Origin of the sequence: Archangium gephyra (assembly GCF_049060025.1) — a bacterium.
GTDB classification, from domain to species: Bacteria; Myxococcota; Myxococcia; order Myxococcales; family Myxococcaceae; genus Archangium; species Archangium gephyra_A.
On the sequence record NZ_JBMEQQ010000002.1, the window covers coordinates 2622313 to 2644168 of the forward strand.

General features: G+C 69.3%; 16 protein-coding genes and 2 pseudogenes. All 18 read right to left on the reverse strand.

Annotated features, from left to right (window positions below):
* Nucleotides 1-25: 25 nt before the first annotated feature.
* On the reverse strand, nucleotides 26-2272 hold the full coding sequence (locus ACN28I_RS11290; protein ID WP_420942064.1) for an FHA domain-containing protein: 2247 nt from the start codon (nucleotides 2270-2272) through the stop codon (nucleotides 26-28).
* A 7-nt stretch (nucleotides 2273-2279) separates the two neighbouring features.
* Nucleotides 2280-4059: pseudogene (locus ACN28I_RS11295) on the reverse strand (ATPase, T2SS/T4P/T4SS family).
* 134 nt (nucleotides 4060-4193) lie between these two features.
* Nucleotides 4194-5642 (reverse strand): type II and III secretion system protein family protein, encoded by a 1449-nt coding sequence (locus ACN28I_RS11300; protein WP_420942065.1) that lies wholly within the window; start codon nucleotides 5640-5642, stop codon nucleotides 4194-4196.
* A 29-nt stretch (nucleotides 5643-5671) separates the two neighbouring features.
* On the reverse strand, nucleotides 5672-6208 hold the full coding sequence (locus tag ACN28I_RS11305) for an A24 family peptidase (protein ID WP_420942066.1): 537 nt from the start codon (nucleotides 6206-6208) through the stop codon (nucleotides 5672-5674).
* A 109-nt stretch (nucleotides 6209-6317) separates the two neighbouring features.
* Nucleotides 6318-7208 carry an FHA domain-containing protein gene (locus ACN28I_RS11310; protein WP_420942067.1) on the reverse strand — a complete coding sequence of 297 codons (891 nt, stop codon included), beginning with the start codon at nucleotides 7206-7208 and terminating at the stop codon, nucleotides 6318-6320.
* Between the two features lie 63 nt (nucleotides 7209-7271).
* Nucleotides 7272-9455: a hypothetical protein gene (locus ACN28I_RS11315; protein WP_420942068.1), complete on the reverse strand. Its 2184-nt coding sequence runs from the start codon at nucleotides 9453-9455 to the stop codon at nucleotides 7272-7274.
* A complete protein-coding gene (locus tag ACN28I_RS11320; protein ID WP_420942069.1) occupies nucleotides 9452-10975 on the reverse strand; it encodes a YncE family protein in 1524 nt (507 codons plus the stop codon). Before ACN28I_RS11320 ends, ACN28I_RS11315 begins: the two co-directional genes overlap by 4 nt.
* Nucleotides 10976-11088: 113 nt before the next feature.
* Nucleotides 11089-13189: pseudogene (gene glyS / locus ACN28I_RS11325) on the reverse strand (glycine--tRNA ligase subunit beta).
* The gene (glyQ, locus tag ACN28I_RS11330) at nucleotides 13179-14159 is read right to left on the reverse strand and encodes a glycine--tRNA ligase subunit alpha (RefSeq protein ID WP_420942070.1); all 981 of its coding nucleotides are present in this window, start codon (nucleotides 14157-14159) and stop codon (nucleotides 13179-13181) included. The pseudogene glyS and the gene glyQ overlap by 11 nt, the downstream one beginning before the upstream one ends.
* A gap of 54 nt (nucleotides 14160-14213) precedes the next feature.
* On the reverse strand, nucleotides 14214-16379 hold the full coding sequence (locus ACN28I_RS11335) for a serine/threonine-protein kinase (protein WP_420942071.1): 2166 nt from the start codon (nucleotides 16377-16379) through the stop codon (nucleotides 14214-14216).
* Between the two features lie 12 nt (nucleotides 16380-16391).
* On the reverse strand, nucleotides 16392-17393 hold the full coding sequence (locus tag ACN28I_RS11340) for a carbohydrate kinase family protein (RefSeq protein ID WP_420942072.1): 1002 nt from the start codon (nucleotides 17391-17393) through the stop codon (nucleotides 16392-16394).
* Between the two features lie 24 nt (nucleotides 17394-17417).
* Nucleotides 17418-18152, reverse strand: a complete 735-nt coding sequence (recO, locus tag ACN28I_RS11345; protein ID WP_420942073.1) for a DNA repair protein RecO — start codon at nucleotides 18150-18152, stop codon at nucleotides 17418-17420.
* A 9-nt stretch (nucleotides 18153-18161) separates the two neighbouring features.
* Entirely contained in the window at nucleotides 18162-18554 is a 393-nt protein-coding gene (locus ACN28I_RS11350) for a helix-turn-helix domain-containing protein (RefSeq protein WP_420942074.1), read from the reverse strand.
* Between the two features lie 23 nt (nucleotides 18555-18577).
* Nucleotides 18578-19327 carry a social motility TPR repeat lipoprotein Tgl gene (gene tgl, locus ACN28I_RS11355; protein WP_420942075.1) on the reverse strand — a complete coding sequence of 250 codons (750 nt, stop codon included), beginning with the start codon at nucleotides 19325-19327 and terminating at the stop codon, nucleotides 18578-18580.
* Between the two features lie 45 nt (nucleotides 19328-19372).
* Nucleotides 19373-19840, reverse strand: a complete 468-nt coding sequence (locus tag ACN28I_RS11360; protein ID WP_047858592.1) for a hypothetical protein — start codon at nucleotides 19838-19840, stop codon at nucleotides 19373-19375.
* 8 nt (nucleotides 19841-19848) lie between these two features.
* A complete protein-coding gene (locus tag ACN28I_RS11365; RefSeq protein WP_420942076.1) occupies nucleotides 19849-20580 on the reverse strand; it encodes a hypothetical protein in 732 nt (243 codons plus the stop codon).
* Between the two features lie 107 nt (nucleotides 20581-20687).
* Complete coding sequence (locus tag ACN28I_RS11370) at nucleotides 20688-21389, reverse strand: lytic transglycosylase domain-containing protein (RefSeq protein ID WP_420948621.1); 702 nt, start codon at nucleotides 21387-21389, stop codon at nucleotides 20688-20690.
* Nucleotides 21390-21430: 41 nt separating this feature from the next.
* Nucleotides 21431-21775 (reverse strand): phasin family protein, encoded by a 345-nt coding sequence (locus ACN28I_RS11375; protein ID WP_420942077.1) that lies wholly within the window; start codon nucleotides 21773-21775, stop codon nucleotides 21431-21433.
* Between the last annotated feature and the right edge of the window lie 81 nt (nucleotides 21776-21856).

Here is a 21856-nt window from a genome sequence, read left to right on the forward strand (position 1 = left end):
CAACGCTCCCGGGGCATCCAGGGACTCAGCAGTCGTTCTCCTTCTTCGCGGCCACCACCTTCTCCTCGAGCCCGTCACCCGGGACGGCGAGGTCCAGCACGGCATCCAGGTCCGCGCAGGTCTCGGCGGCCTTGAAGGCCTGCAGGCCACGGGTGGAGCAGCGGCCCACCTGCGAGTTCAGGTCCGTGTTGCCCGCGTAGAAGCGGAAGCCCAGCTTCCAGATGCGGCAGGCGCGGCGCGAATCCCCACGCTCCGCCCAGTACTTGCCCCGGGCGATGGCCTTGGCGGCCATGTCCTGCTGGATGTTGCGCTTGTAGAAGGACGGCCGGGCGTCGGCCATGTCGCCCATCAACCGCTTGTCCACGTCCAGCGCCTCCAGCATCGGCTCGGCGGCCTTCTCCACGTCCTCGTTCTGCAGGTGGCCCTGGCCGATCTTGAAGAGCTGATCCACGTTGCTCACGTCCGTGAGCAGCTTGTCCGCATCGCCGTGGTACTGGGCCAGCTCGTAGTTGGAGCGCAGCTTCTGCAGGGTGGCGACCGACTCGTTCCCGCGCCCGCCCCAGTAGTCCATCATCGCCGCGACCATGAACTTGTGGGGGAGCTGCTTCTTGAAGACCTCCTCCACCAGCTTCCTGGGATCCGGCGCGGCCTCGTCCTCGAAGAAGATCTCCGACACCGGGCAGCGCCAGGGCGGAGCGTTGGGCTCCAGGCGCTGCCGGGCGATGAGGAAGTCCAGGTAGAGCTTGTCCTTGGGCCGCCACTCGTTGCGCCCCAGCCGCTTCTTCTTGTCGAGCACCAGGGTGTAGCCGATGGGCGGCTCCAGCTCCTCGCGGGACATCTTCTGGCAGGCGAAGCCCATGAAGCGCTCGCACCGGGGCACCGCGGGCGCCCAGTTGCCGTCACGCAGGTAGCTCTTGCAGTCGTCCTGGGCGCGCTTCACCACCTGGGCCACCGCCTCCTGCACCTTGGGCTTGGCGCGGCGGAAGTAGGCGCTCTCCTTGGGGATCTTCTTGAAGAGATCCAGCGCCTCCTCCTCCTTGAGCCGTCCGAGCGCCTTCTGGCCCTGCACGAAGAAGTCGGCGGCCTCCTTCTCCAGCTTGATGCGGCGCATCAGCGTGTTGGCTTCGGCGTTGATCGGATCGACATCCAGCGCCTTCGAGCAGGCCGTCTCGGCCCTCGCCCAGTCCGGCTCGCTGCCCAGCTCCATGGAGGAGTAGGAGCGGCACTGGCTGAGCGCCTCCTGCACCAGCTCGGTGGGGCTCGGAGGCGGAGGGCCCTTCTTGATGGGCGCGGTGCCCGCGCCCCCGCCGCCCTGGGTGCTCTTGACGATGCCCGCCACCAGCAGCAGGCCCACCACGCTGACGGCCACCACCAGCAGCCGCTTGCGCGAGGCCGGAGCAGCGCCCGCCGCGGGCGCCTCGGCGGCCTGCGCGCCGTCACCGCCCGCGCCACGGCGCGAGGGCACGTCGCGCCCACGCCGCACGGGCAGGTTGGAGGCCCCGGCGGGACCCTCGACCTCCACCTCCACCATGCCGAAGGTGATGACGTCCCCGGGCTGCAGCACCACCGGCTGCGTGCCCATGGGCTCGCCATTGACGAGCGTGCCGTTGGCGCTGCCCAGATCGCGCAGCACCGCGCCCTCGGGCGTCTGCTCCACCTCGGCGTGCTTGCGGCTCACCGAGTCGTCTTCCAGGACCACCGTGGCGGGCGCCTGACGGCCCACCACCAGCTTGCCCTGCACGGGGTAGCGCTTGTTGGCCCAGGGACCGGTGAGGCCCTTGAGCACCAGACCTCCGCTCCCCTCCCCCGCCGGCGCGCCGCCCGGGCTTCCGGGACGGGGACGCTTCGCCAGGGCCGAGGGGCCTCCGGCGCCCGGGGCGGGCCGCTTGACGGCGGGCATGGCGCGGGTGGCCGAGCGCGGCAGGGGCGCGTCCCCCGCGGCCGGCGGCTCCGCCTTGCGCACGCCGGTGGCGCGTGGGGCCGCGGGCGCCTTGAGCCGCAGCTCGTAGTCTCCCAGCAGCACCTTGGACCTGGGCGTGAGCACCGTCATGCCGGTGATGCGCTGGCCATCCACGAAGGTGCCGTTGGCGCTGCCCACGTCCTCCACCATCACCTTGCCGCCCTCCACGTAGAAACGGGAGTGGCGGCGCGACACACCGCCCTCGGCAAGGACCAGATCATTCTGGCCTTCCTGGCGGCCTATCTTCAGCTCACCGGAAAGCTCGTGCTCGCTCTCGCTGCCGTCGGGATGACGGACGACCAGGGTAGGCATGGTGGCGTCAGTCCTCGCGGAAGATGCTCATGTTGACGGGGATGCCCTTGCGCTGCAGGTCATCGTAGAACTTCGGCACGAAGCCGCTGGCCACGTAGCGCCCGCGCACCTTCCCGTCCTCCGTGAAGCCTTCCTGCTTGTAATAGAAGATGTCCTGGAGGGTGACGATGTCCACCTCCATGCCGGCGATCTCGGTGATGAAGCAGATCTTCCGCGTCCCGTCCGAGAAGCGCGTCTGCTGCACGATGATGTGAACGGCGCTGGCGATCTGCTCGCGGATGGCCTTCACCGGCAGCTCCATGCCGCTCATCAGCACCATCGTCTCCAGCCGGGCGATGGCGTCGCGCGGCGTGTTGGCGTGCAGCGTGGTGAGCGAGCCGTCGTGGCCCGTGTTCATCGCCTGGAGCATGTCCAGCGTCTCGCCCGCGCGGCACTCTCCCACGACGATCCGGTCCGGCCGCATGCGCAGGCAGTTCTTCACCAGGTCGCGGATGGTGATGGCGCCCTTGCCTTCCAGGTTGGGCGGGCGGCTCTCGAGCTGCACCCAGTGATCCTGGGGAAGCTGCAGCTCGGCGGCGTCCTCCACCGTGACGATGCGCTCGTCCTCGGGGATGAAGGAGCTGATGATGTTGAGCGTCGTCGTCTTGCCCGAGCCCGTACCGCCGGAGATGACGATGTTCTTGCGCGCCTTGACGCACATCTCCAGGAACTCGGCCATCTGCGCCGTGACGGTCTTGAACTTGACGAGATCCTGGATCTTCAGCGAGTCCTTCTTGAACTTGCGGATGGTGATGCAGGGTCCCTTGAGCGCCAGCGGCGGGATGATGGCGTTGACGCGGCTGCCGTCCTTGAGGCGCGCGTCCACCAGCGGGCTGGACTCGTCGATGCGCCGGCCGATGGGCGCCACGATGCGTTCAATCACGCCGAGCACCGCCTGGTTCGAGCTGAACGTCTTCTCGGAGAGGACGAGCTTGCCCTTGCGCTCGATGTAGATCTGGTTGGCGTGGTTCACCATGATCTCGCTGATCTCATCCGACGCGAGGAACGCCTCGAGGGGCCCCAGGCCCAGCGCCTCGTTGATGACGTCGGTGAGCAGCTCCTCCCGGTCCACCTCGGACGGGAAGCTCGCCATCGGCCTCCATCTGGTCGATGATGTCGCGGATGGCCTTCTCGGTGCGGCGCCACAGCTCGTCGTCGCCGAGCCGGTCCATGTCCATGCGGCGCAGATCGAGGTACTCGATGAGGCGGTCGTGGATCTCCTTCTGGAGCCGGGTATAGGCCTCCAGCCGGGGGTCCACGCGCTTCTTGTTCTTCGCCAGCGCCGAGGCCAGCGAGGCCGGCATGCGCCCATTGGCGGCCGGGGCCTGGGGCGGAGGAGGCTCGTCGTACGGCTCCTCCTCGTAGGCGCCCTGCCCGTCCCCGCCGTCGTCGTAGCCCTGGTCCTCCTCGTAGTACTCCCCTTCGGGAGGCGCGGTGCGCGTCATGGAGCCCTGCTCCTCCAGGGGCTCCACGTTGATGATGTAATCGCCGATGAAGATCTGATCGGCCGGCTTCACCACCTGCGGACCGGCGATCTTCTTGCCGTTCACGAAGGTGCCGTTCGTGGACTTCATGTCCACGACGATGAGCTTGCCGTCCTTGGCGACGATCTTCGAGTGGTACTTGGAGACGTTGCCCTTACCGAGGACGATGTCGTTCCCTGCGAGGCGGCCGATGGTGATCTCGTTCTTTTCGAACTCGATCTGCTCGGTACCACCGCCCTTTTCCTCGAGCGTGACGAGAAACATGGCGCGGATGCTACCAAGGCACGCACGTCCCCTCAAAGAGGAGGCGACGCATGAGGCCCTGAAAGCACCGAGGCCGGCGCCCATCCCCTGGGGGATGAGGCCGGCCTCAAGCAGCCGAGCAGCCGTGGGGGCGCTCAGTCGAAGATGTTGAAGTTGACCTCGGAGCGGGCCTGCTTGTAGCGGCTCTTCACGTCCTCGATGATCGTCCGGATCTTGTCCGAGTCCGGGTTGACGATGCGGGGCGTGACGAAGATGACCAGCTCGCGCTTGGTGGAGTCGAAGGCGCGGCTCTTGAAGAGCTCGCCGAGGATGGGAATGTGGCCCAGGCCCGGCAGCTTGGAGACGGCCTTCTGCTCGTCGTGGCTGAAGACGCCGGACAGGACGATCGTCTCGCCGTGGCGCACGGTGACGTTCGTCTTCACCTTGCGGGTACGGAAGCCGGGGATGGCCGAGGAGCTGCCGAAGGACACGGCCACCGAGGTGTCGATCTCGCTCGCCTCGGCCTCGATCTCCGTCTGGATGTTGCCGTTGCGGTCCGCGGTGGGGCGCAGGTTGAGGATGACGCCGTAGGGCTTGTACTCCACCGAGAACTGGTTCTGGGTGATGAGGGGAATCGGCACCTCACCGCCCGCGAGGAACTCGGCCTTCTCGCCGCTGGCGCACACCAGCTTGGGCTGCGCCAGGAGCCGGCCGTAGCCGTCGTTGCCCTGGAAGCCCACGGAGAAGTCCGAGCCGCCGATGATGGACAGCAGGCCGCGGCCCGAGCCGAACGTGCCGGGGAACAGGTCCTGGTTGATGGCGGCCGTGGCGGACACGCTGCCGGTGATGTCGGTGGGGTATTTGATCCCGTAGCGGTCCTTCGAGTTGCGGCGGATCTCGACGAACTGCACCTCGGAGAGGATCATCCGCTTGATGCCGACGACGAGCAGGTTCTCCACCTTCTCGCCCACCGCCTTGACGATGAGCTCGGACTTCTGGAGGTCCTGCTGGCTCTCCACCGAGCCCTCCAGGAAGATGGTGGAGCCCACCACGTTGACCTGCACGTTGCGCAGGCCGGCCTTCTGGAAGGCGGCGGTGAGGTTCTGCGCCACCAGCTTCTTGGCGTTGGGCGCCACCTTCACGAAGCTCTTCACGTTCGGGTAGAGCGACACCACCTGATCGATGCGCTCGGCGTCACCCGCCGTGTACGCCTGGCCTTCCAGGTAGATGCGGTCACCCACCATGCGTACGGACACGCCCTCGATCTCCCCGAGCAGCTTCTTGAGCTCGGAGATGACCTCGTTGGGGTCCTGCTTGCGCACGGTGACGAGGTAGCTGACGCGCTGGCCGGAGCTCTTCCAGACGAGCAGCGTCGTCTTTCCCTCGGCCTGACCCTGCAGGAGGATCTGGTTGTTGCCGATGACCTTCACCTCGGCGACGTTCGGGTCACCCAGCGCGATGCGGGTGGTACCGGGCACGGTGATCACCTTCTGGGTGCCCACGCCGAGGTTGATGGTGCTGCTCTCCTGGGCGCGAGCTGTACCCGCGGCGAACAGGGCCAGCAGGGTGCCGAGCGCGGCCACCTGCGTGAAGCGTCCAAGCATCGTGAGAGTCCCTTCGCGTCGCATCCGAACTACCCCAGTTTGTCGTGCTGCCAGTACATGGCCCAGAAAGTACCCAGTGCGATCGCCACGCCGTACGGGATGTGGCGCCCCGGCGCGTTGGCCGTGCCCTCGTCCAACAACCGGACCCGTACCGCCCACCGCCGCACCATGTTGCCCAGCGTCTCCCAGACGGCGCCGTGCCACACCAGCGTCACCACCGCCTGCAGCGCCCCCACCAGGGAGATGAAGGCCGCGGCCGCCATCACCGTGGGGAACCCCAACACCACCCCCACGCCCGCCATCAATTTCACGTCCCCCCACCCCATCTTCCCGCCCCTCGCCGCCGGGACCAGCAGCAACGCCATCCCCACCCCGGACACCACCCCGCTCACCAGCCCCGTCTCCAGCCCGCCCACGCCCTCGGCCCACCAACGCACGCCCAGACCTACCCCCATCAAGGGATAGGTGACGACGTCCAGGATCCGGCGGCTCAGCACGTCCGTGCCCACCGAGATCACCAGCGCCACCCCCAAGACGATCCAGAGCGCGATGTGAGAGGGAGTCATGTCCAATCCGCCCCTCAATCCAGAAAGAGGCGGATTTGGGAACTAAATCAGGGAGGGCCGCTCTCCGTCAATTGGCCAACAGCCCAGCCCCCGAGACAGCGGCGAGCACTCAGGCGTAGGTGAGCCGCACCCGCTCGCTGCAGATGAAGTACTCGTCGCCGTCCTCGACCTTGCGGCGCTTGATCCGCTGCTTGTTGAACCAGGTGCCGTTGGAGGAACCCAGGTCCTCGATGAAGAAGTCGTCGCCGTCGCGGACGATGACGGCGTGCTCGCGGCTGACCTTGCCGGAGTTGATCATCAGGTCGCAGTGCTTGCCGCGGCCGATGACGAAACGCTCCTTGGTGATGGTCTGGGGCTCGCCGTTGTCGATGGTGAGGATGAGGGCGGCCCCACCCGGCTCGTCCATGGGCTCGTCGTCCAGGGGCCCGTCCTGGTCCATGGGCTCGTCCTGGTCCATGGGCTCGTCTTCCGGAGCCATGTCCATGCCGGAGTCGTCGGAGTCCTCGGGCAGGGGCTCGTCGTCGATCTCCTCGCGAGGCTCGTTGCCCCGGCCCTTGATGAGGCGCTCGAGCTCGGCGGCGGTCTCCAGGACGCGCTCGGCGACCTCGCGGCGGGCGGGATCGTTGTCCAGCGTGTTGGCGGGAGGCTCGGCGGCGGCGGAGCGCGCGGAGGGACGCGAGGGGGCCGGAGCGGGCAGCGGGGTGTCATCGCGGGGAGGCGGCGCGGCCTTGGCGGACGCGCCCCCGTTGACGGGCTGCAGCACGGGCGGAGCGGACGCCTTGCCGGGCGCCGCGGCGGCGACGCGCGGAGCGGGCGCCTCGGCGCGGTCCGTCGTCCGGGCCACCTCGATGAAACCGTTGAGGCGGGCGAACATGAACAGCGCCTGGTTGATGAGCGCGTCGCGATCCGAGCCCATCTGCTGGGCCATGTCTTCGTACGTCTCCCACAAATGGTCGGCGATACCGACCTTGCGGGCGGGGCGGGAGTTCTGGTCGATCATGAGTCTGGACTCGCTAATCCTGGAGCCCTGGACTCTAGCAGAGCCGCCCAGGGACGCGAAATCTCACAGGAACGGGGTGAGGCCGAAGCGGTTGGCCACGCCCGCGGTGATGTTCGTCAACTCGACCTCGAGGACCCCGTTGGCCGAGGGATAGGCGATGTAGGCGTAGTCCACCCCATCCACCGTCGCCTGCACCACGGACCCCGGCAACCGGAAGAAGAAGAGGCTGCCGATCAGCTCCACCGAGATGAGGTACGGGTAGAAGTGGCCATCCGTCGTGACCACGTACCGGTCCCCCCGGGTGAGACCGATTTGAGGGTCGTCCAGCCGCTCTCCGGGGACGCTGATGCGCACATCCAGGTTCTCGCTCAGCCCGGTGTAGCCGGGCGGGTGGAAGAAGTAGGGACCGGTGCGCGAGTACTCGCCGCCCGTGCCCAGGCGAGCGAGGTAGTCCTCACTCCCGCTGGACAGCACCAACGGTTGGGCGCCGCCGGCCCGGACCTGGAAGTACTTGTAGTCGGCGTAGGGGCAGCCCTCCGGTAGGTCGCCCGAGGGCACCAGGGTGGCCTGGGTCGCGGGGGCCACCGGCGCCTGCACGGAGAGCACCCGCACCTCCGTGGCGCACGCCTGCCCGCCTGTCGCGGCCGTCAGCAGGGTGATGAGGTCGCCGGGCTGCGGCACCGGCCCCTTCCCGGCCCGGGGCACGTAGGGGACCAGGAAGGCGCCATCCGTCTGGCGCTGCACGGACGCCATCCCGGGCAGGAGGCCCTGATACGTCAGCACATACGTCTGGTCGCGCGTGACACCGAACGTGCCGTTGAAGACGACGTCGGGATTGGCATTCCGGGGATCCCGAGGGGCGCGGGCGACGCCCTGGGCATTGGTGAGCGTGAGGGTGGAGGTGACCGTGTTCTTCTCCACCCCCGAGGCCCAGATCGCATCCACGTTGAGGTGGAGCATGTTCAACGCGTCGAAGAAGAGGATCGTCCCGTTGGAGAGCGGCACGATGCCCAGCAGCGGGAGGGTGAGACCGCGCTGCCGGGTGGCGGTCACGCCGGGGTCCGGGTCGAGCCGATCCGCGGCTTCGCCGGCCTGGACCCGGAGGTTCCTCTGGGTGACCACCGACAGGCCCGTGGGCAGACCGGAGCCCGCGCTGAGGGGCAGCATGTCATTCAGGGTGCGATCCACGTTCCCCAGGGCATCCCGGCCCGAGGCGTCCTTGGCCACCCGGCCCGTTCTCGTGTCCACGGCCAGCACGCCCGTGCACTGGGCCGGAACGCCGCAGCTCGACGGGTCGAGGATGCCGTAGAGGTACCTGCCCGCCTCCACTCTCTCGGTCTCCTCCCTCCGCGTGTCCGAGGTGATCTGCCGCACCTCCTGGTAGTCCACCTGCCCATGGGTGGCGAGTTGGAGCACCTGCCCGCCGAAGTTCAGCTCCTGCACGCCCCCGCCCACCGGACGCAGGTCCACCCTGTACACGGTACCGGCCGCGCCACGCGTGGCCACGGCGAGCACCCCGGGATGCGACGGCACGTCCGCGGGCTCGGGCATCACGAGGAGCGCGTTCACGGCCACGCTGGCGGGCAACGTCAGGACCGGCAGCGGCGTCGCCACAATCTCGGTCCTCGCCTCCTCATTCAGTCCCACCTCCCCCTCCAGGACCGTCCGGGCCGGCAGCGTCGCCGACCAGAGCCGGGCCCCGGTGGTCTCCTGGGTGGCGAAGAAGAGCGTGGTCGCGCCGCCCTGCTCCTCGGGAGCCCTGGCCGCGAAGGCCGTCACCGGACCCACCGAGGCTCCCTGCGTCAGCCGGGTGGTGTCCATCCGCCGCACCTCGCGCAGGACATCGCGCTGCGCGGACACGACGGAGATCTGCGTCGAGCCGCTGCTGCGCGCGAACACCAGGCGGCCCGTCTGCTCGTTCCCGCTCGCGTCGTAACGCACGTCGCGGGTGAGCGCCTGGGGCCGCGGCAGCACCGGGATGGCGAGCGGCTGCAGCGGATTGGGGGCCCGGATGAACCGCCGCTCCTCCGGGCGCTCCTCGAGCGAGAGCACGCGCAGCTCGTTGTTGTCCGCCGAGGTGACGAAGAGCAGATCCGGCCCCGCCTCGGCTCCCTCCTTCGGATAGGACACCAGGGCCACGTCGTACGTGCCCGCCAGCCCGGCCGTCTGGAGAAACTCCTCTTCCTCGGTGCAGGCGGACAGCAGCGCCCCGGCCACCACCATCAACGACACGATCAAGCGCTTCACAGCTGCTCCTCCTGGCACTGAGCCGACTCGCCCACGTCCTGCCGGACTCCCAGATGCGCCACCAGCCGGGCAAGCTGCGGGCTGCCGAGATCCGGGATGTCGATCACCGAGACGCGCCCGTCACCGAAGTTGCTGACGAAGATGCGCGCCCCGGGGCCCTGCTCCTGCACGGCGAGGCCGAACGGCTGCGGCGACTGCGTGCCGCTGCGCTCGCCCACCAACACCTGCGCCACGACCTGGCCCACGTCCGGGTCATAGATGGCCACCACGCCGGCGTCACTGCAGGACACCAGCACCAGCTCACTGCGCAACTCGCCGCGAGGCACCAGCGCCACCTGGGTGGGGCCGTCCGGCAGGGGCACCGCGCCCACCACGCTGAGCTGGGGCAGGTCCGACTCCTTCTCGATGCCCTGCACGTTGACGATGAGCAGCGTGTCCGGCGAGCGCACGGCCACGTACAGGCGCCGGGGCGCGGAGGGCGCCGTCGTGGACCGCGGGGTCAGCGCGAGCCCCCGCGCCTCCGAGGCGGCGAAGCCCAGGTCCAGCCCGGGTTCGAGGATCCGGCCCGCGTCCAGGTTGTACTTGTCCAACACGCGCACCAGGAACCGCCGGGCCAGCGACGTGTCCGAGATGGCGGCGCCGGAGAGCCGGCCCGTGACGAAGACGTAGCGCTCATCGGCGACCACCGAGTTGGAGCCGCCGATGGGGAAATTGGGAAGGGTCAGCGGGTGGAAGTCCGCGGGGGAGACGCTCGGATTGGCGCTGGCCTCGTCTTTCTCCTTTTCGGTCGTCGCGACGTCCTTCGGCGTGGTGGCGGACACGTCCACCACGTACGACTCGAAGTTCGTCCTCGACCGGATAGGCGAGTCCGCCGGGTTCAGGTGCGTCACCCACACCCGAGGCCCCGACTTGTCCGGTTGGGTGGGGATGCCGAAGGGATCGAAGAAGACGCCAAAGGGCGCGTCCGCGCGCGGCTGGCCCTCCTGCTGATCCTGAACTCCCGAGACGAGGGACAGGGCGCCAGCGGTGCAATCGTTGCTGTCCGGATTGTTCACGCAGGAGAGCTGCGTCGGCGCCTTGATGTCGACGTAGTGCAGCGAGTTGTTGTCCCCACGAGCGGCGATGAAGAGCCGGGCGTCCGGGGCACCCGTGAAGCCCGGGTCCTCCCATAGCTGCATCTCGCCCGCGAAGTTGTCGATGTAGCGGAAGGACTCCGGGGCGACGTTGAGCTGTCCGAGCTCCACGGCCGGGGCGGCCGGGTTCGTGTAGGCGCCGAGTGGCTGCAGGGACTCGCCGCCGGAGCCCGCCACCCGGTCCAGGTCGACCGCCATCAGGGTGCCGAGATCGAAGCACCGATCGAAGTTGGCGCTCGACACATAGAGAACGCCGTTGGTGGAGCCGGGCACCGCTCGGTGCACGATGCCGCTCGGATAGACGAAGCGATCCGAAGGCGGCAGCCGGTCATCGGTTTGGGTGCACGCGGCGGAGAGGAGCGCGAGACTGAGGAGGAGGGGGCGCATGTAAGGGGGGCGGAGTGTAGAAACCGCACTACCGCCGGGCAACTACAAAGGTCCCCGGCTATTCCCTACCTGCCATACGCCCCCGGCGGAGGTTGGCTACTCCCCAGCCGAGATCACGCCTCGGATTGGATCTTCGAGAAGTCGGCCACCTGGTTGAACAGGGTGCCAATCTCCACGAGGAGCCGGATGCGGTTCTCGCGCAGGTCCTTGTCCTCGGCCATCACCATGACCTTGTCGAAGAAGGTGTCCACGGTGGGCTTGAGGCCGGTGATCTCCTTGAGGGCGCCGGAGAAGTCATCGGCCTTGACCTGATCGGTGACGCGGGAGCGCGCCTGCACGTAGGCCGAGTGGAGCTGGCGCTCGGCGTCGTCGGCGAGGCGGTTGGAGTCGACCCCGCCACGGGAGACGTCCTTGCCCTGCTTCTCGACGATGTTGACCACGCGCTTGAAGGCGGCCGCCAGGGGCGCGAAGTCCGCCTGGCCCACGAGGCTGGCGAGCGCCTGCAGCCGCTTGTGGGCGGCCACCAGGTCGTCGTAGCCGGCGGACAGCACGGACTCCACCACGTCGGTGCGGTACTGCTCCATCCACAGCGCCTTGAGGCGGCCGCGGAAGAACTCGAGCACCTGCTCGCGAGGCGCGGGCTCACCGGCCTTGCGCTTGACGTTGGCGATCTTCGGCCCGAGCTGCTCCAGCGCCGCGTCCACCGCCTGGGAGAGGGAGAAGCGGTAGCCGCGGCCCAGGACGATGCGGATGACGGACAGGCAGGCGCGCCGCAGGGCGAAGGGATCCGCCGCGCCACTGGGGCCCTTGCCGATGGCGAAGATGCCGCACAGCGTGTCCAGCCGGTCCGCCAGGCCGATGAGGGCCCCGGCGTCCTGCGTGGGCAGCGAGTCCTCGGCGGTGCGAGGCAGGTAGTGCTCGAAGATGGCCAGGGCCACGGCCTCCGGCTCACCGCCCGCGCGGGCGTACTCCCGGCCCATGACGCCCTGGAAGCTCGGGGAACTCGCCCACCATGCCGGTGACGAGGTCCGCCTTGGCCAGGGTGGCGGCGCGCTCGATGGTGGACTGGAGGCCCCCGTGGCCCGTCCACCCGGCGAGCTTCACGGCCAGCGAGCGGAAGCGCTCCACCTTCTCGGCATAGCTGCCGAGCTGGCCCTGCCACACCACGCGCCCGAGCTTCTCGGTGCGGGTCTCGAGCGGCGTCTTCCGGTCCTCATCGAAGAAGAAGCGCCCGTCGGCCAGACGCGAGCGCAACACGCGCTGGTAGCCGCGCAGCGAGAGGTTCACGTCGCGCACCGGCGTGTTGGACACGGCGATGAAGCGCGGCAGCAGCTTGCCGTTGGCGTCCAGCACGGAGAAGTAGCGCTGGTGGCTCTTCATCTCCTGCACCAGCACCTCGGGGGGCAGCTCCAGGTGCCGCTCCTCGAAGGAGCCCACCACCGGGTTGGGCAGCTCCACGAGGTTGGTCACCTGATCCACCAGGGACTCGTCCTCCATGAGCTTGCCGCCCGCCTGCTGGGCCGCCGCGCGCACCTTCTCCACGAGCTGGGCGCGCCGCTTGGAGATGTCCGGCACCACGTTCGCCTTCTCCAGCGCCGCCTCGTAGTCCGAGGGCTTGGAGATCTCGATGGGCGCGGGCGACAGGAAGCGGTGGCCGTAGGTGGTACGGCCGCTCTTCACGTCACCGAGCACCACCGGCAGCACCTCGCCGCCCAGCAGGGCAATCACCCACTGCACGGGCCGCGCGAAGGCCTGGTCCACGTCGCCCCAGCGCATCGTCTTGCGGAAGTTGATGCCGTGCACCGCCGTGTGGAGCACGTCCTTGAGGATGTCCGCCGCCGGGCGGCCCTTCTCCTCCACCTTGGCGCCCAGGTACTCGCCCTTGGGCGTCTGCACACGCAGCAGCGCGTCCACGGAGAGCTTCTGGCTCTCGGCGAACTTCTCGGCCGCCTTGGTGGGCTTGCCGTCCTTGTCGAAGGCCGCCTTCGCGCTCGGGCCGAGCACGTCGCGGGTGATGTCCTCGCCCCGCTCCGCCACGTCCTTCACCCACACCGCCAGCCGCCGCGGCGTGCCGTAGGTGCGCACTTCGCCATGCTTCAGCCGGGCCTCGGCCGCGCGCTCGGTGATGATGCGCTTGAGGTCCTCGAGCGCCGGGACGATGAACGACGCGGGGATCTCCTCGGCGCCGATCTCCAGCAGCAGATCACTTGCCACGGGCCACCTCCGCCTCGGCGGGCTTGTTGAAGGTCACCGTCTTCCAGTACTCGCTGGCGGCCTTGCCCTCGAGCACCGGCGGCTGCTCCCCCACCGTCCAGGGCGTCTTGAGCAGCGGGAAGCCGAGCTTCTCGCGCATCTTCAGGTAGCCCTCGGCGCACAGGCGCGCGTTGTCGCGCACGCGCTTGATGAAGTTGGCGCGCTCCGTCACGGAGATGGCGCCGCGCGCGTCCAGCAGGTTGAAGGCGTGCGAGCACTTGAGCGCGTAGTCATACGCGGGCAGCGGCAGCTCGCGCTCGATGAGGCGCTTGCACTCCTTTTCATAGGCGTCGAACAGCCCGAAGAGCATCTGCGGGTCCGACTCCTGGAGGGCGTAGCGGCTCATCTCCACTTCATTGGCGTGGAAGATCTCGCGGTACTTCACGCCCTTGACCCACTCGATGTCGTAGATGTTCTCGACGTTCTGCAGGTACATGGCGATGCGCTCGAGGCCGTACGTCAGCTCCGCCGCGACGGGCCGGCACTCGAAACCACCGCACTGCTGGAAGTAGGTGAACTGGGTGACCTCCATGCCGTCACACCAGACCTCCCAACCCAGACCCCAGGCGCCCAGGGTGGGCGACTCCCAGTCGTCCTCGACGAAGCGGATGTCGTGCTCGAGGGGATCGATGCCGAACGCGCGGATGGAGTCCAGGTAGAGCTGCTGGACGTTCTTGGGCGCGGGCTTGAGGATGACCTGGAACTGGTGGTGCTGGAACAGGCGGTTGGGGTTCTCACCGAACCGGCCGTCGGCGGGACGCCGCGAGGGCTGCACGTAGGCCACATTCCAGGGCTCGGGGCCCAGGGCGCGGAGAAAGGTGGCCGGGTGCATGGTGCCCGCACCCACTTCGAGATCATAGGGCTGGGTGATGATGCACCCTTGCTTCGCCCAATGATTCTGGAGCGTGAGGATGAGATCCTGGAAGTACATGGCGCCGCGGACCCTAGTGACGGGGTCCTGGAGCGTCAAGGACAGCCGTGACGCTCAGTGCGCTTCCCACGCGGGGAGATCAGAGATGCGCACCGTCATGTCCGTCACCTGACCCGGCTTGATGGGAACGGAGAGCATCTTGTTGACGCCATCCGGGTCCACCACCAGCAGCCGGTAGGTGTCCACGGGCAGCGGCACCTTGCGCAGCGGCGTGGTGCCGAGCTGATTCTCACCCTCGAACACAGCGGCGCGAGGGATGGTGCGCAGCGTGAGCCAGCCCAGCTCCGCCTTCGCCGCGCCCTTGGCCGTGCGCGTGTCGATGATCTCGGGCTCGGCGTCGGCCGGTGGCTCGGCGTCGGCCTGTTTCACCGGAGCGGTGGGCTTCGGCTCAGGGGCGGGTTTCGGCTCGGTGGCGGCCGTCTTCGCCGGGGCGGCGGTGGCCGGCTTCCGCGTCCGCTTGGGCTCGGCCCTGGTGGGCTCTGGCGTGGGCTCCGGCGCCGCCCGGGCCACCACCGCCGGCTCCTCCGCCACGGGCTGAGGCGTGGGCTCCGGGGCCTGGGTCCCCTCCCCTGCCACCTGCTCCGCGGGCGGGGGCGTCTCGGGCAGGGGCAACGGCTCCGCCGGAGGCGGCCCGCCAGACGGCTCCTCCCCCTTCAGGTGCTCGAGAGCGGTGAAGAACAGGGGCGTCAGCATGGCCCGCGTGGGCGGGTGGTAGACGGCGCCGCCCACGGCCCCGAGCAGGAGCAGCAGGAAGAGCCACCTGCCCCAGGCGATTCGCGGCTTCGCCAGCTCCGCCTGGGCGGCCGGGGAAAGCTGGACGCGCGGAGACGACGGCACGGTCACCTCGCGCTCCTCGGTCCCCGCGGTGTCGTCCGGAAGGGGCGCGGGCCGGAAGCCCCCGGGGGCGCGGCGGACCGGCTGCGTCTTCTCGAGCGGATCCTCCTCGGTCTCCTCCGGCTCGGCGGCCATGAGGCGGGAGTACCCTCCCCTGGCCGGTGTCCGCGCGGACGCGGCCGGGGGCGCGGACCGGCGCGGGGCGGGAGCGGGTGTCTTCGCCGGGGGGGCCGCCACGGGGGCCTGCTGTCCCGAGGGCGGCTTCGTGGCACGCGGCGCGCTCGCCGGAGCCGGAGCGGCGGGCCGGCGCATCCGCTCCGTGGGGTCTTCCTTCTCGGGGGAACCGAGCGCCACCGCGGGCCTCCCGGCATTCGTATCCCGCTCGGGGCCGTTGGCGCTCTCCAGCAGCGCGCGCGTCTTCTGGAGCTTGTCGTCGAAGAGCTGGCGCATCACCGCGGCCATCTGCTCCTCGTGGAAGAGCTCCTGTCCGCAGGCGGCCTCGATGGCGCGGGCCATCTCCCGGCCCGAGGCGAAGCGCTCCTCCCGATCACGCGCCAGCGCGCGCATCACCACCTGGGACAGCGCCTCGGGCACACGCGGGTTGAGGCTCGAGGGCGAAGGCACCGCCGCTTCGGCGACCTTCAGCATCACCTCGCCCTCGTGGGCGCCGGTGAAGAGGCGGCGTCCGCACAGCAGCTCGTGCAGGATGATGCCAGTGCAGAAGAGGTCGCTCCGGCCGTCGAGCTGCTCGGAGCCCTGCACCTGCTCGGGGGACATGTAGCCGGTGGTGCCCTTCACCATGCCCACCTGGGTGCGGCCGAGCCGGCCCTTCGCCTTGGCGATGCCGAAGTCGATCACCTTCACGTGGCCGTCGAAGGTGACCATCACGTTCTTGGGCGACACGTCCCGGTGCACCACCGGCCGGGGCTTGCCCGAGGAGTCGGTGAAGTGGTGCGCGTAGTGGAGCCCGAGGCACGCATCGCGCACGGCCCGGGCCGCGAAGCCCAGAGGCAGCGGGCGTTGCTGCTTGAGGGAGCCCTGGAGGATCTGCTCGAGGTTCTGCCCGGCGATGAACTCCATGGCCAGGTAGAGCTCTTCGTCCTCCTCACCGAGATCGAAGACCTGGCCGATGTTCGCGTGCGCGAGGGCGGCGGTGATGCGCGCCTCGTCCAGGAACATGCGGACGAAGTGCTCGTTCTTCTGGATGTCGGGGAGGATCTGCTTCAGCGCGACGAACTTGCGGAAGCCACCGGGCCCGGCGGTGAAGGCCAGGAAGAGCTCCGCCATTCCGCCGACGGACAGACGGGTGACGATCTCGTACTTGCCGATGCGACGTCCGCGATCGAAGTCGAGACCCGCGTTTCCTGGGTCCCCTGGATTGGCCATTGGCGGGCCATTCTAGCGGGCGGGTCGCACCGGGTCGACATCTCGGAGCCAGGGAGGCAACACGCCAGCCACCGCGTCCCGGCCGGGCAGGCCCGTCACGGCGCCGAGGTGCTCCACCACCCGGGAGCCCACGGCGCAGCCGAAGGTGGCCAGCGCTTCCAGGTCCTCGCGCGGGGCCTCCGCCAGCGCCGACGCATCCGCGTAGCGCCGCGAGAGCCCGTGGAGGAAGGCCGCGGTGAAGCCATCCCCTGCCCCGGTGGTGTCCACCACGCGGACGCGTGGAGCCGGAATCCGCACCACCTCGCCGCGCCAGAGGAAGACGGCGCCGGCCTCGCCCCGCGTCACCACGGGCAGCGTCACGCCCAGCCCCGAGAGATGACGCAGTGCCTCCTCGGGCTCCGTCCGGCCGGTGGCGAAGGCCACCTCCTCCTCGGAGAGCTTCACCACCGAGCACCGGGGCAGCAGGAGCCGGAGTTGCTCGCGAAGCACCTCCAGGTCCTCCCACGCGTGGAGCCGGAGGTTGGGGTCACAGCTCACGATGCGCCCCGCCGCGCGCGCGATCTCCACGGTGCGCAGCATGGCGGCACGGGCCTCGGGCAGCTTCAGCGAGTTGGTCCCGAAGTGCACCACGCGGGCGCGCTCGAGGAAGGCCGGGTCCACGTCGCGCTCACCGAGGAGGAACTCGGCCGAGTGGGTGCGGAAATAGGTGAAGCTGCGCTCGCCGCGCGCATCGATGGAGATGAAGACGAGTCCCGTCTTCGCCTCGGCCGTCTGGCGCACGTGGCTGACGTCCACGCCCTCGGCGGCGAGGCGGTCGCGCAGGAAGTGGCCGAACTCGTCCTCGCCCACCACGCCCACGTAGGCCGAGCGGCCGCCCAGCCGCGCCACGCCCACGGAGACATTGGCCAGGGAGCCGCCGATGCTCGGCTTCCACGCCGTCACATCACGCACCCGCTGGGCGGATTCCGCGGGGAGGAAGTCCACCAGACTCTCCCCGACACACACCACGTCCATGAGGCGCCTCCTGGGAGCGGCCCGTCAGTCCAGCCCCACCTGGGCCATGAAGTCCACGCTCTTGAGGCGGCGGCCCAGGTGGTGGGCGATGAAGATATTGAGCACCCCTCGGGCCCGGGCGCGGCAGCCCGGCGGCAGCGGGGTGCGCTGGCCCTCCTGCAGGGCGCGGAGCCCGGACAGCAGCTCGGCGGGGATGGCCACCGCGTCGCGCGCCCGGAAGCCGCAGGGCTCGCACACCGCGCCGCCATGGGCCTGGTCGAAGCGCGGCCGCTCGCCCGGCGGGCCGCCACACAGCGCGCACGAGTCGAAGCGCGGCATCAACCCGGCCTGGGCCAGGGCCGACAGCTCGAAGGCCAGCAGCGAGGTGGGCCCGGCCTCCTTCGCATCCAGCTTCCGGAGGTACGCCTCCAGCAGCTCGAAGAGCTCCGCGTGCGGCTCGTGGTCGCGCGTCAGCTCGCGGCACAGCTCCACGGCGTAGAGGGCGCGGGCAATGAGGGCCAGGTCCTCGCGGGCCCCGTAGTAGCCGGCGAGGATGTCGGCCGAGTCCAGGCGCACCGTGGAGCCGCGCGTCTCCACGAGCTGCACGCTCAGCCGCATGTAGGGCTCCAGCGCGCCGGCGAAGCGCCGCTTGCTCTTGCGGGCCCCCGCCGCGAAGGCCGTCAGCTTGCCGTGCTCGCGCGTGAGGAGGGTAACCAGCCGGTCGGACTCCCCATAGTCCACCGTGGAGAGGACCAGCGCCTCATCGACGAAACGCTCCATAAGTCCCCTTCAACGCGGGAGGGGGTTGGGTGCCTTCCCGGTCATCACCAGGGCGACATACGCCCCCACGCCCACCAGCGCCACCATCAACAGCACCCCGAGCGCCCACCAGGCGCGCCGCCGCCGCTCGCGCTCGAGCACCACGGGGCTCGGCTCCGGCTTCGCCTTGTCCACCTCCTCGTAGCGGAGGATGGCCTCCTCCGGTGCGAGGCCGATGACGGTCGCGTAGGCGCGGATGTAGTTGACGACGAAGACGCGCGAGGGCAGCCGCTCCATCTGGCCCTCCTCGAGGGCGGCGATGAGGCTGGGGGAGATCTTCGTCACCTGCGACACCTCGTCGCGTGACAGGCCGCGCAGCTCGCGCTGCTGGGACAGGTATTTGCCGAATTCGACGTGGTCCACGGCGGTGGGACTCGACTCTCTGTTTACAAGGCCTCGAGGAACCGGTGGCAGTCGTCCTTGAGGACCTGGCTCTTGGCCTTGGCCTCGCAGACGGTGAAGCTCTGCCGCGCCTCTTCCATCTTCCCCTGCTTCACCTGGCAGGCACCCTCGCGCAGGTAGGCATCGGCTACGTCCGGGCAGGCCTCACGATAACGGCCGAAGTACCGGCACGCGTCGGAAACGTTGCCCATCTCCTCATAAATGACACCCAGGTTCTTGTAGCCCATGCAGAAGCCCGGGTTGGTCGTCACCGAGGCCTTGATGTTCTGCAGCGCGCGCTCCGTCTCGCCCTTCTTGTAGAGAGCCCAGCCCAGGTTGCCCTGGGCGATGAAGGGCGTGGGGTACAGCATGTCGTTGAGGGACGACTCATACAGCTTGATGGCCTCGTCGTAGCGCGCCTGGGACAGGTACACGTTGGCCAGGTTCGTCTTGGCCTCGGAGAAGTTCGGACGGTACTCCAGCGCCAGCTTGTAGTGCCGGATGGCCTCCTCGGGCCGGTTGAAGGCCAGGTGCAGGAGGATGGCCATGGCGTGGTGGGCCTCCGGGTACTCCGGATCCAACGCCAGCGACTTCTCCATCTCCTTGTAGGCCTCCTGCACGTTGCCCGCGGCCTGGGCCTGCAGGCCAATCTCGTAGCGGAGCTCTGCGCCGCGGCGTTCCTGCTCGGTGGGGACGTGCTTGCAGCCCACGAGGACGAGCGCGAGGAGCCAGGCGGAGTGGAGGCGGCGGTGCATGGGGATGGGTCTTCTCGTCACGGCGGGTAAGGGATTCAGAGGGGTTCAGAAGGAGGCCAGCAGGCGGCCGAGGTTCGTCGAGGCGGTGCGCTTCTCGTCGGCGCGGCTCTTGGCGGCGCCCGGCACCAACTTCGGGTCCTTGTAGAAGACGGGCAGCGTCTTGAGCAGCTCGTCCTGGCCCGGGGGCGGCAGGGCCCGGAAGTGCGCGTCGTCCATCATGAAGCCCATGGACTCCACGAAGGCGAGCGCCTCGGCCTCGTCCTGCTGGTAGTCGTCCTGGCTGGCGGCGCGCCGGCCGGGCACGTACACGGCGCAGTCCTGGGCCTCGGACAGGTAGAGGTAGATGAAGACGGCGAAGCCGCCCGAGCCGCGCAGGCCGAGCACGAAGGCCTGCGCCGGCCCCGCCGGCTTGCCGGGGATGGCCAGGTGCGGCGAGTTGATGGACTGGTACAGCGCCAGGACCTGCTCACGGCTGGCGGGCAGGCCTCGGAACCGCTCGTCGATGGAGAACACGTTCGGCGCTACCCCCGCGCTACCGCGTGGTGAGGGTGAACTCCTCGGAGAGGTCTTCCGTCTCCGCCGCGGTGCGCTGGAAGCGGATGAGCGGAGTGTCGATCATCACGTTGCCGCCGCCCTCGTTGCCCTCGCCGATGATGACCTTGAACACGTGCTGGGGAGATTCGCTCCGCCGCGAGCCGCCCGCCACTTTGTGGGCGATCATCAGCACGGTGTTCTTCCCCGGCTGGAGGCTCGCGGGTGATCTCCGAGATGACCTGCTCCTCGCCATTGCGCAGCTTCCGCACCCAGCGGGAGTTGACGTACAGGTCGATGTCGTACTCCGACATGCCCACCGCGGACTGCTCCGTCACGAGCCAGTAACGCCGGGTGATGCGCGCCGGGGCGGTGTACACCGGGGCGGGAGCGGGCGCCGGGGCCGCCACGGCCGGAGCGGGCGCGGGGGCCGCGGGAGCCACCGGAGCGGGCGCGGGAGCCGGGGTGGGCGCGGGAGCCGGAGCCGCCACGGCCGGAGCGGGCGCCGGGGCCGGGGGGGCGTTCACCAGCTTGACGGCATAGGCGGGTGCGTCGATGTAGACGTTGCCCTTGTCGTCGATGCGGACGGAGCCGACCTTCTCGAACTTCTGGTTCGTCACGCCGTCGATGCGGACGCCGTTGAGGAACACCGAGCCCGCGAGGGCCGAGACAGGCAGCAGCAGGGCCGAGAGGATGAGGGCGGGGATGGAGCGGCGCGGCATGATGAGGACTCCTCCGAGGTCAGAGCGATAGCGCACCCGCCCGGAGCGGACAAGCGCGCGTCCTCCGAGACCAGGGCGGCCGCCGGGAAATTCAGCGGCCTGCCTGCTCAGGGAGCTTTCTCTTCGGGGCTCTTCTCCAGGGACTCCCGCTGGGCGAGCGCCCAATCTCCGCCGAGCCCCTCCCCTTCCCGGAACCGCTTGAAATCACGGCGCACGAGCCGGGGATAGCGGCGGAAGATGTCCAACTCCCCCGCCTTCTTGGCCTGCCAGATGCGGGTGGGGCCGGCGTTGTAGGCCATGAGGGCCATGTCCAGGTCCCCGAAGCGGTCGTTCAGGTCGCGCAGGTAGCGGATGCCCAGGCGCACACCCAGGGCTGGATCCGAGGCCACCTCCTCGCGAGACAGGCGCAGCCCCTGCTTCTCCGCGAGGAAGTGCAGCGTGCTGGGTTTGATCTGCATCAGCCCGCGGGCGCCCTTCTCGGAGACGGCCTCCTCGGTGAAGTCGGACTCCACGTCGATGATGGCGAGGATCAGCAGCGGATCATACCCCGAGCGGCCGGCCTCCTCGGCGATGGCGTGGACGAGCTGCCGGCGCAGGGTGAGACCCAGATCCGGGGCCCGCTTGGCGAGCACCGCGTCGATGAGCGCCGCGTCGGGGGGCGTCACCTCGAAACGCGAGGGCTCGGCCACGAGGGGCACCTCGGGCGGGGTGAACAGGGGCACGGCCCGGGCGGAGAGCACCAGGGCCACACCGGCCACCAGGGGCAGCTTTCCACACCCGGAACCGAGCGCATGAAGCCAGCGGAACAGCCCCTCCCCACGCCGCCCTCTTGGAGCGGAGGGAGTCGCCGTCACTTGCGCTGCCCCAGAGCGTCGATGCGCTCGGCCAATCGGATCAGCCGTGCCTCGATGTCCTGGATTTCCTCCCGGCGGGGAATCTTCACGGTGTGCAGGGCGCGCCGCACGCCCTCCTCCACGTTGTGCTCCAGGTCCTTGCGATGACCCGTCAGGCGCTCCGTCAGCAGACGGCCCTGGCGGATCATCTCCTCCTGGCTCCACCCCGCGAGCTCGGCCACGCGCTGCACACAGCGGGCGGCCTCGTCTTCAGCGGTGGACACGGCCAGCAAGGCCTGGCTCCACACCCGCTCGAACGTCTCCGCGAGCGGGTGCTTCTGCGGGGTCTCCAGCTTGTCCATGCAACGCTCTCCAGCACGGCTCTCCGGGCATGAAGACCCGGAAAGCGGGGTAAGGACAACCGAGGTAAGCACAGCCCTCGA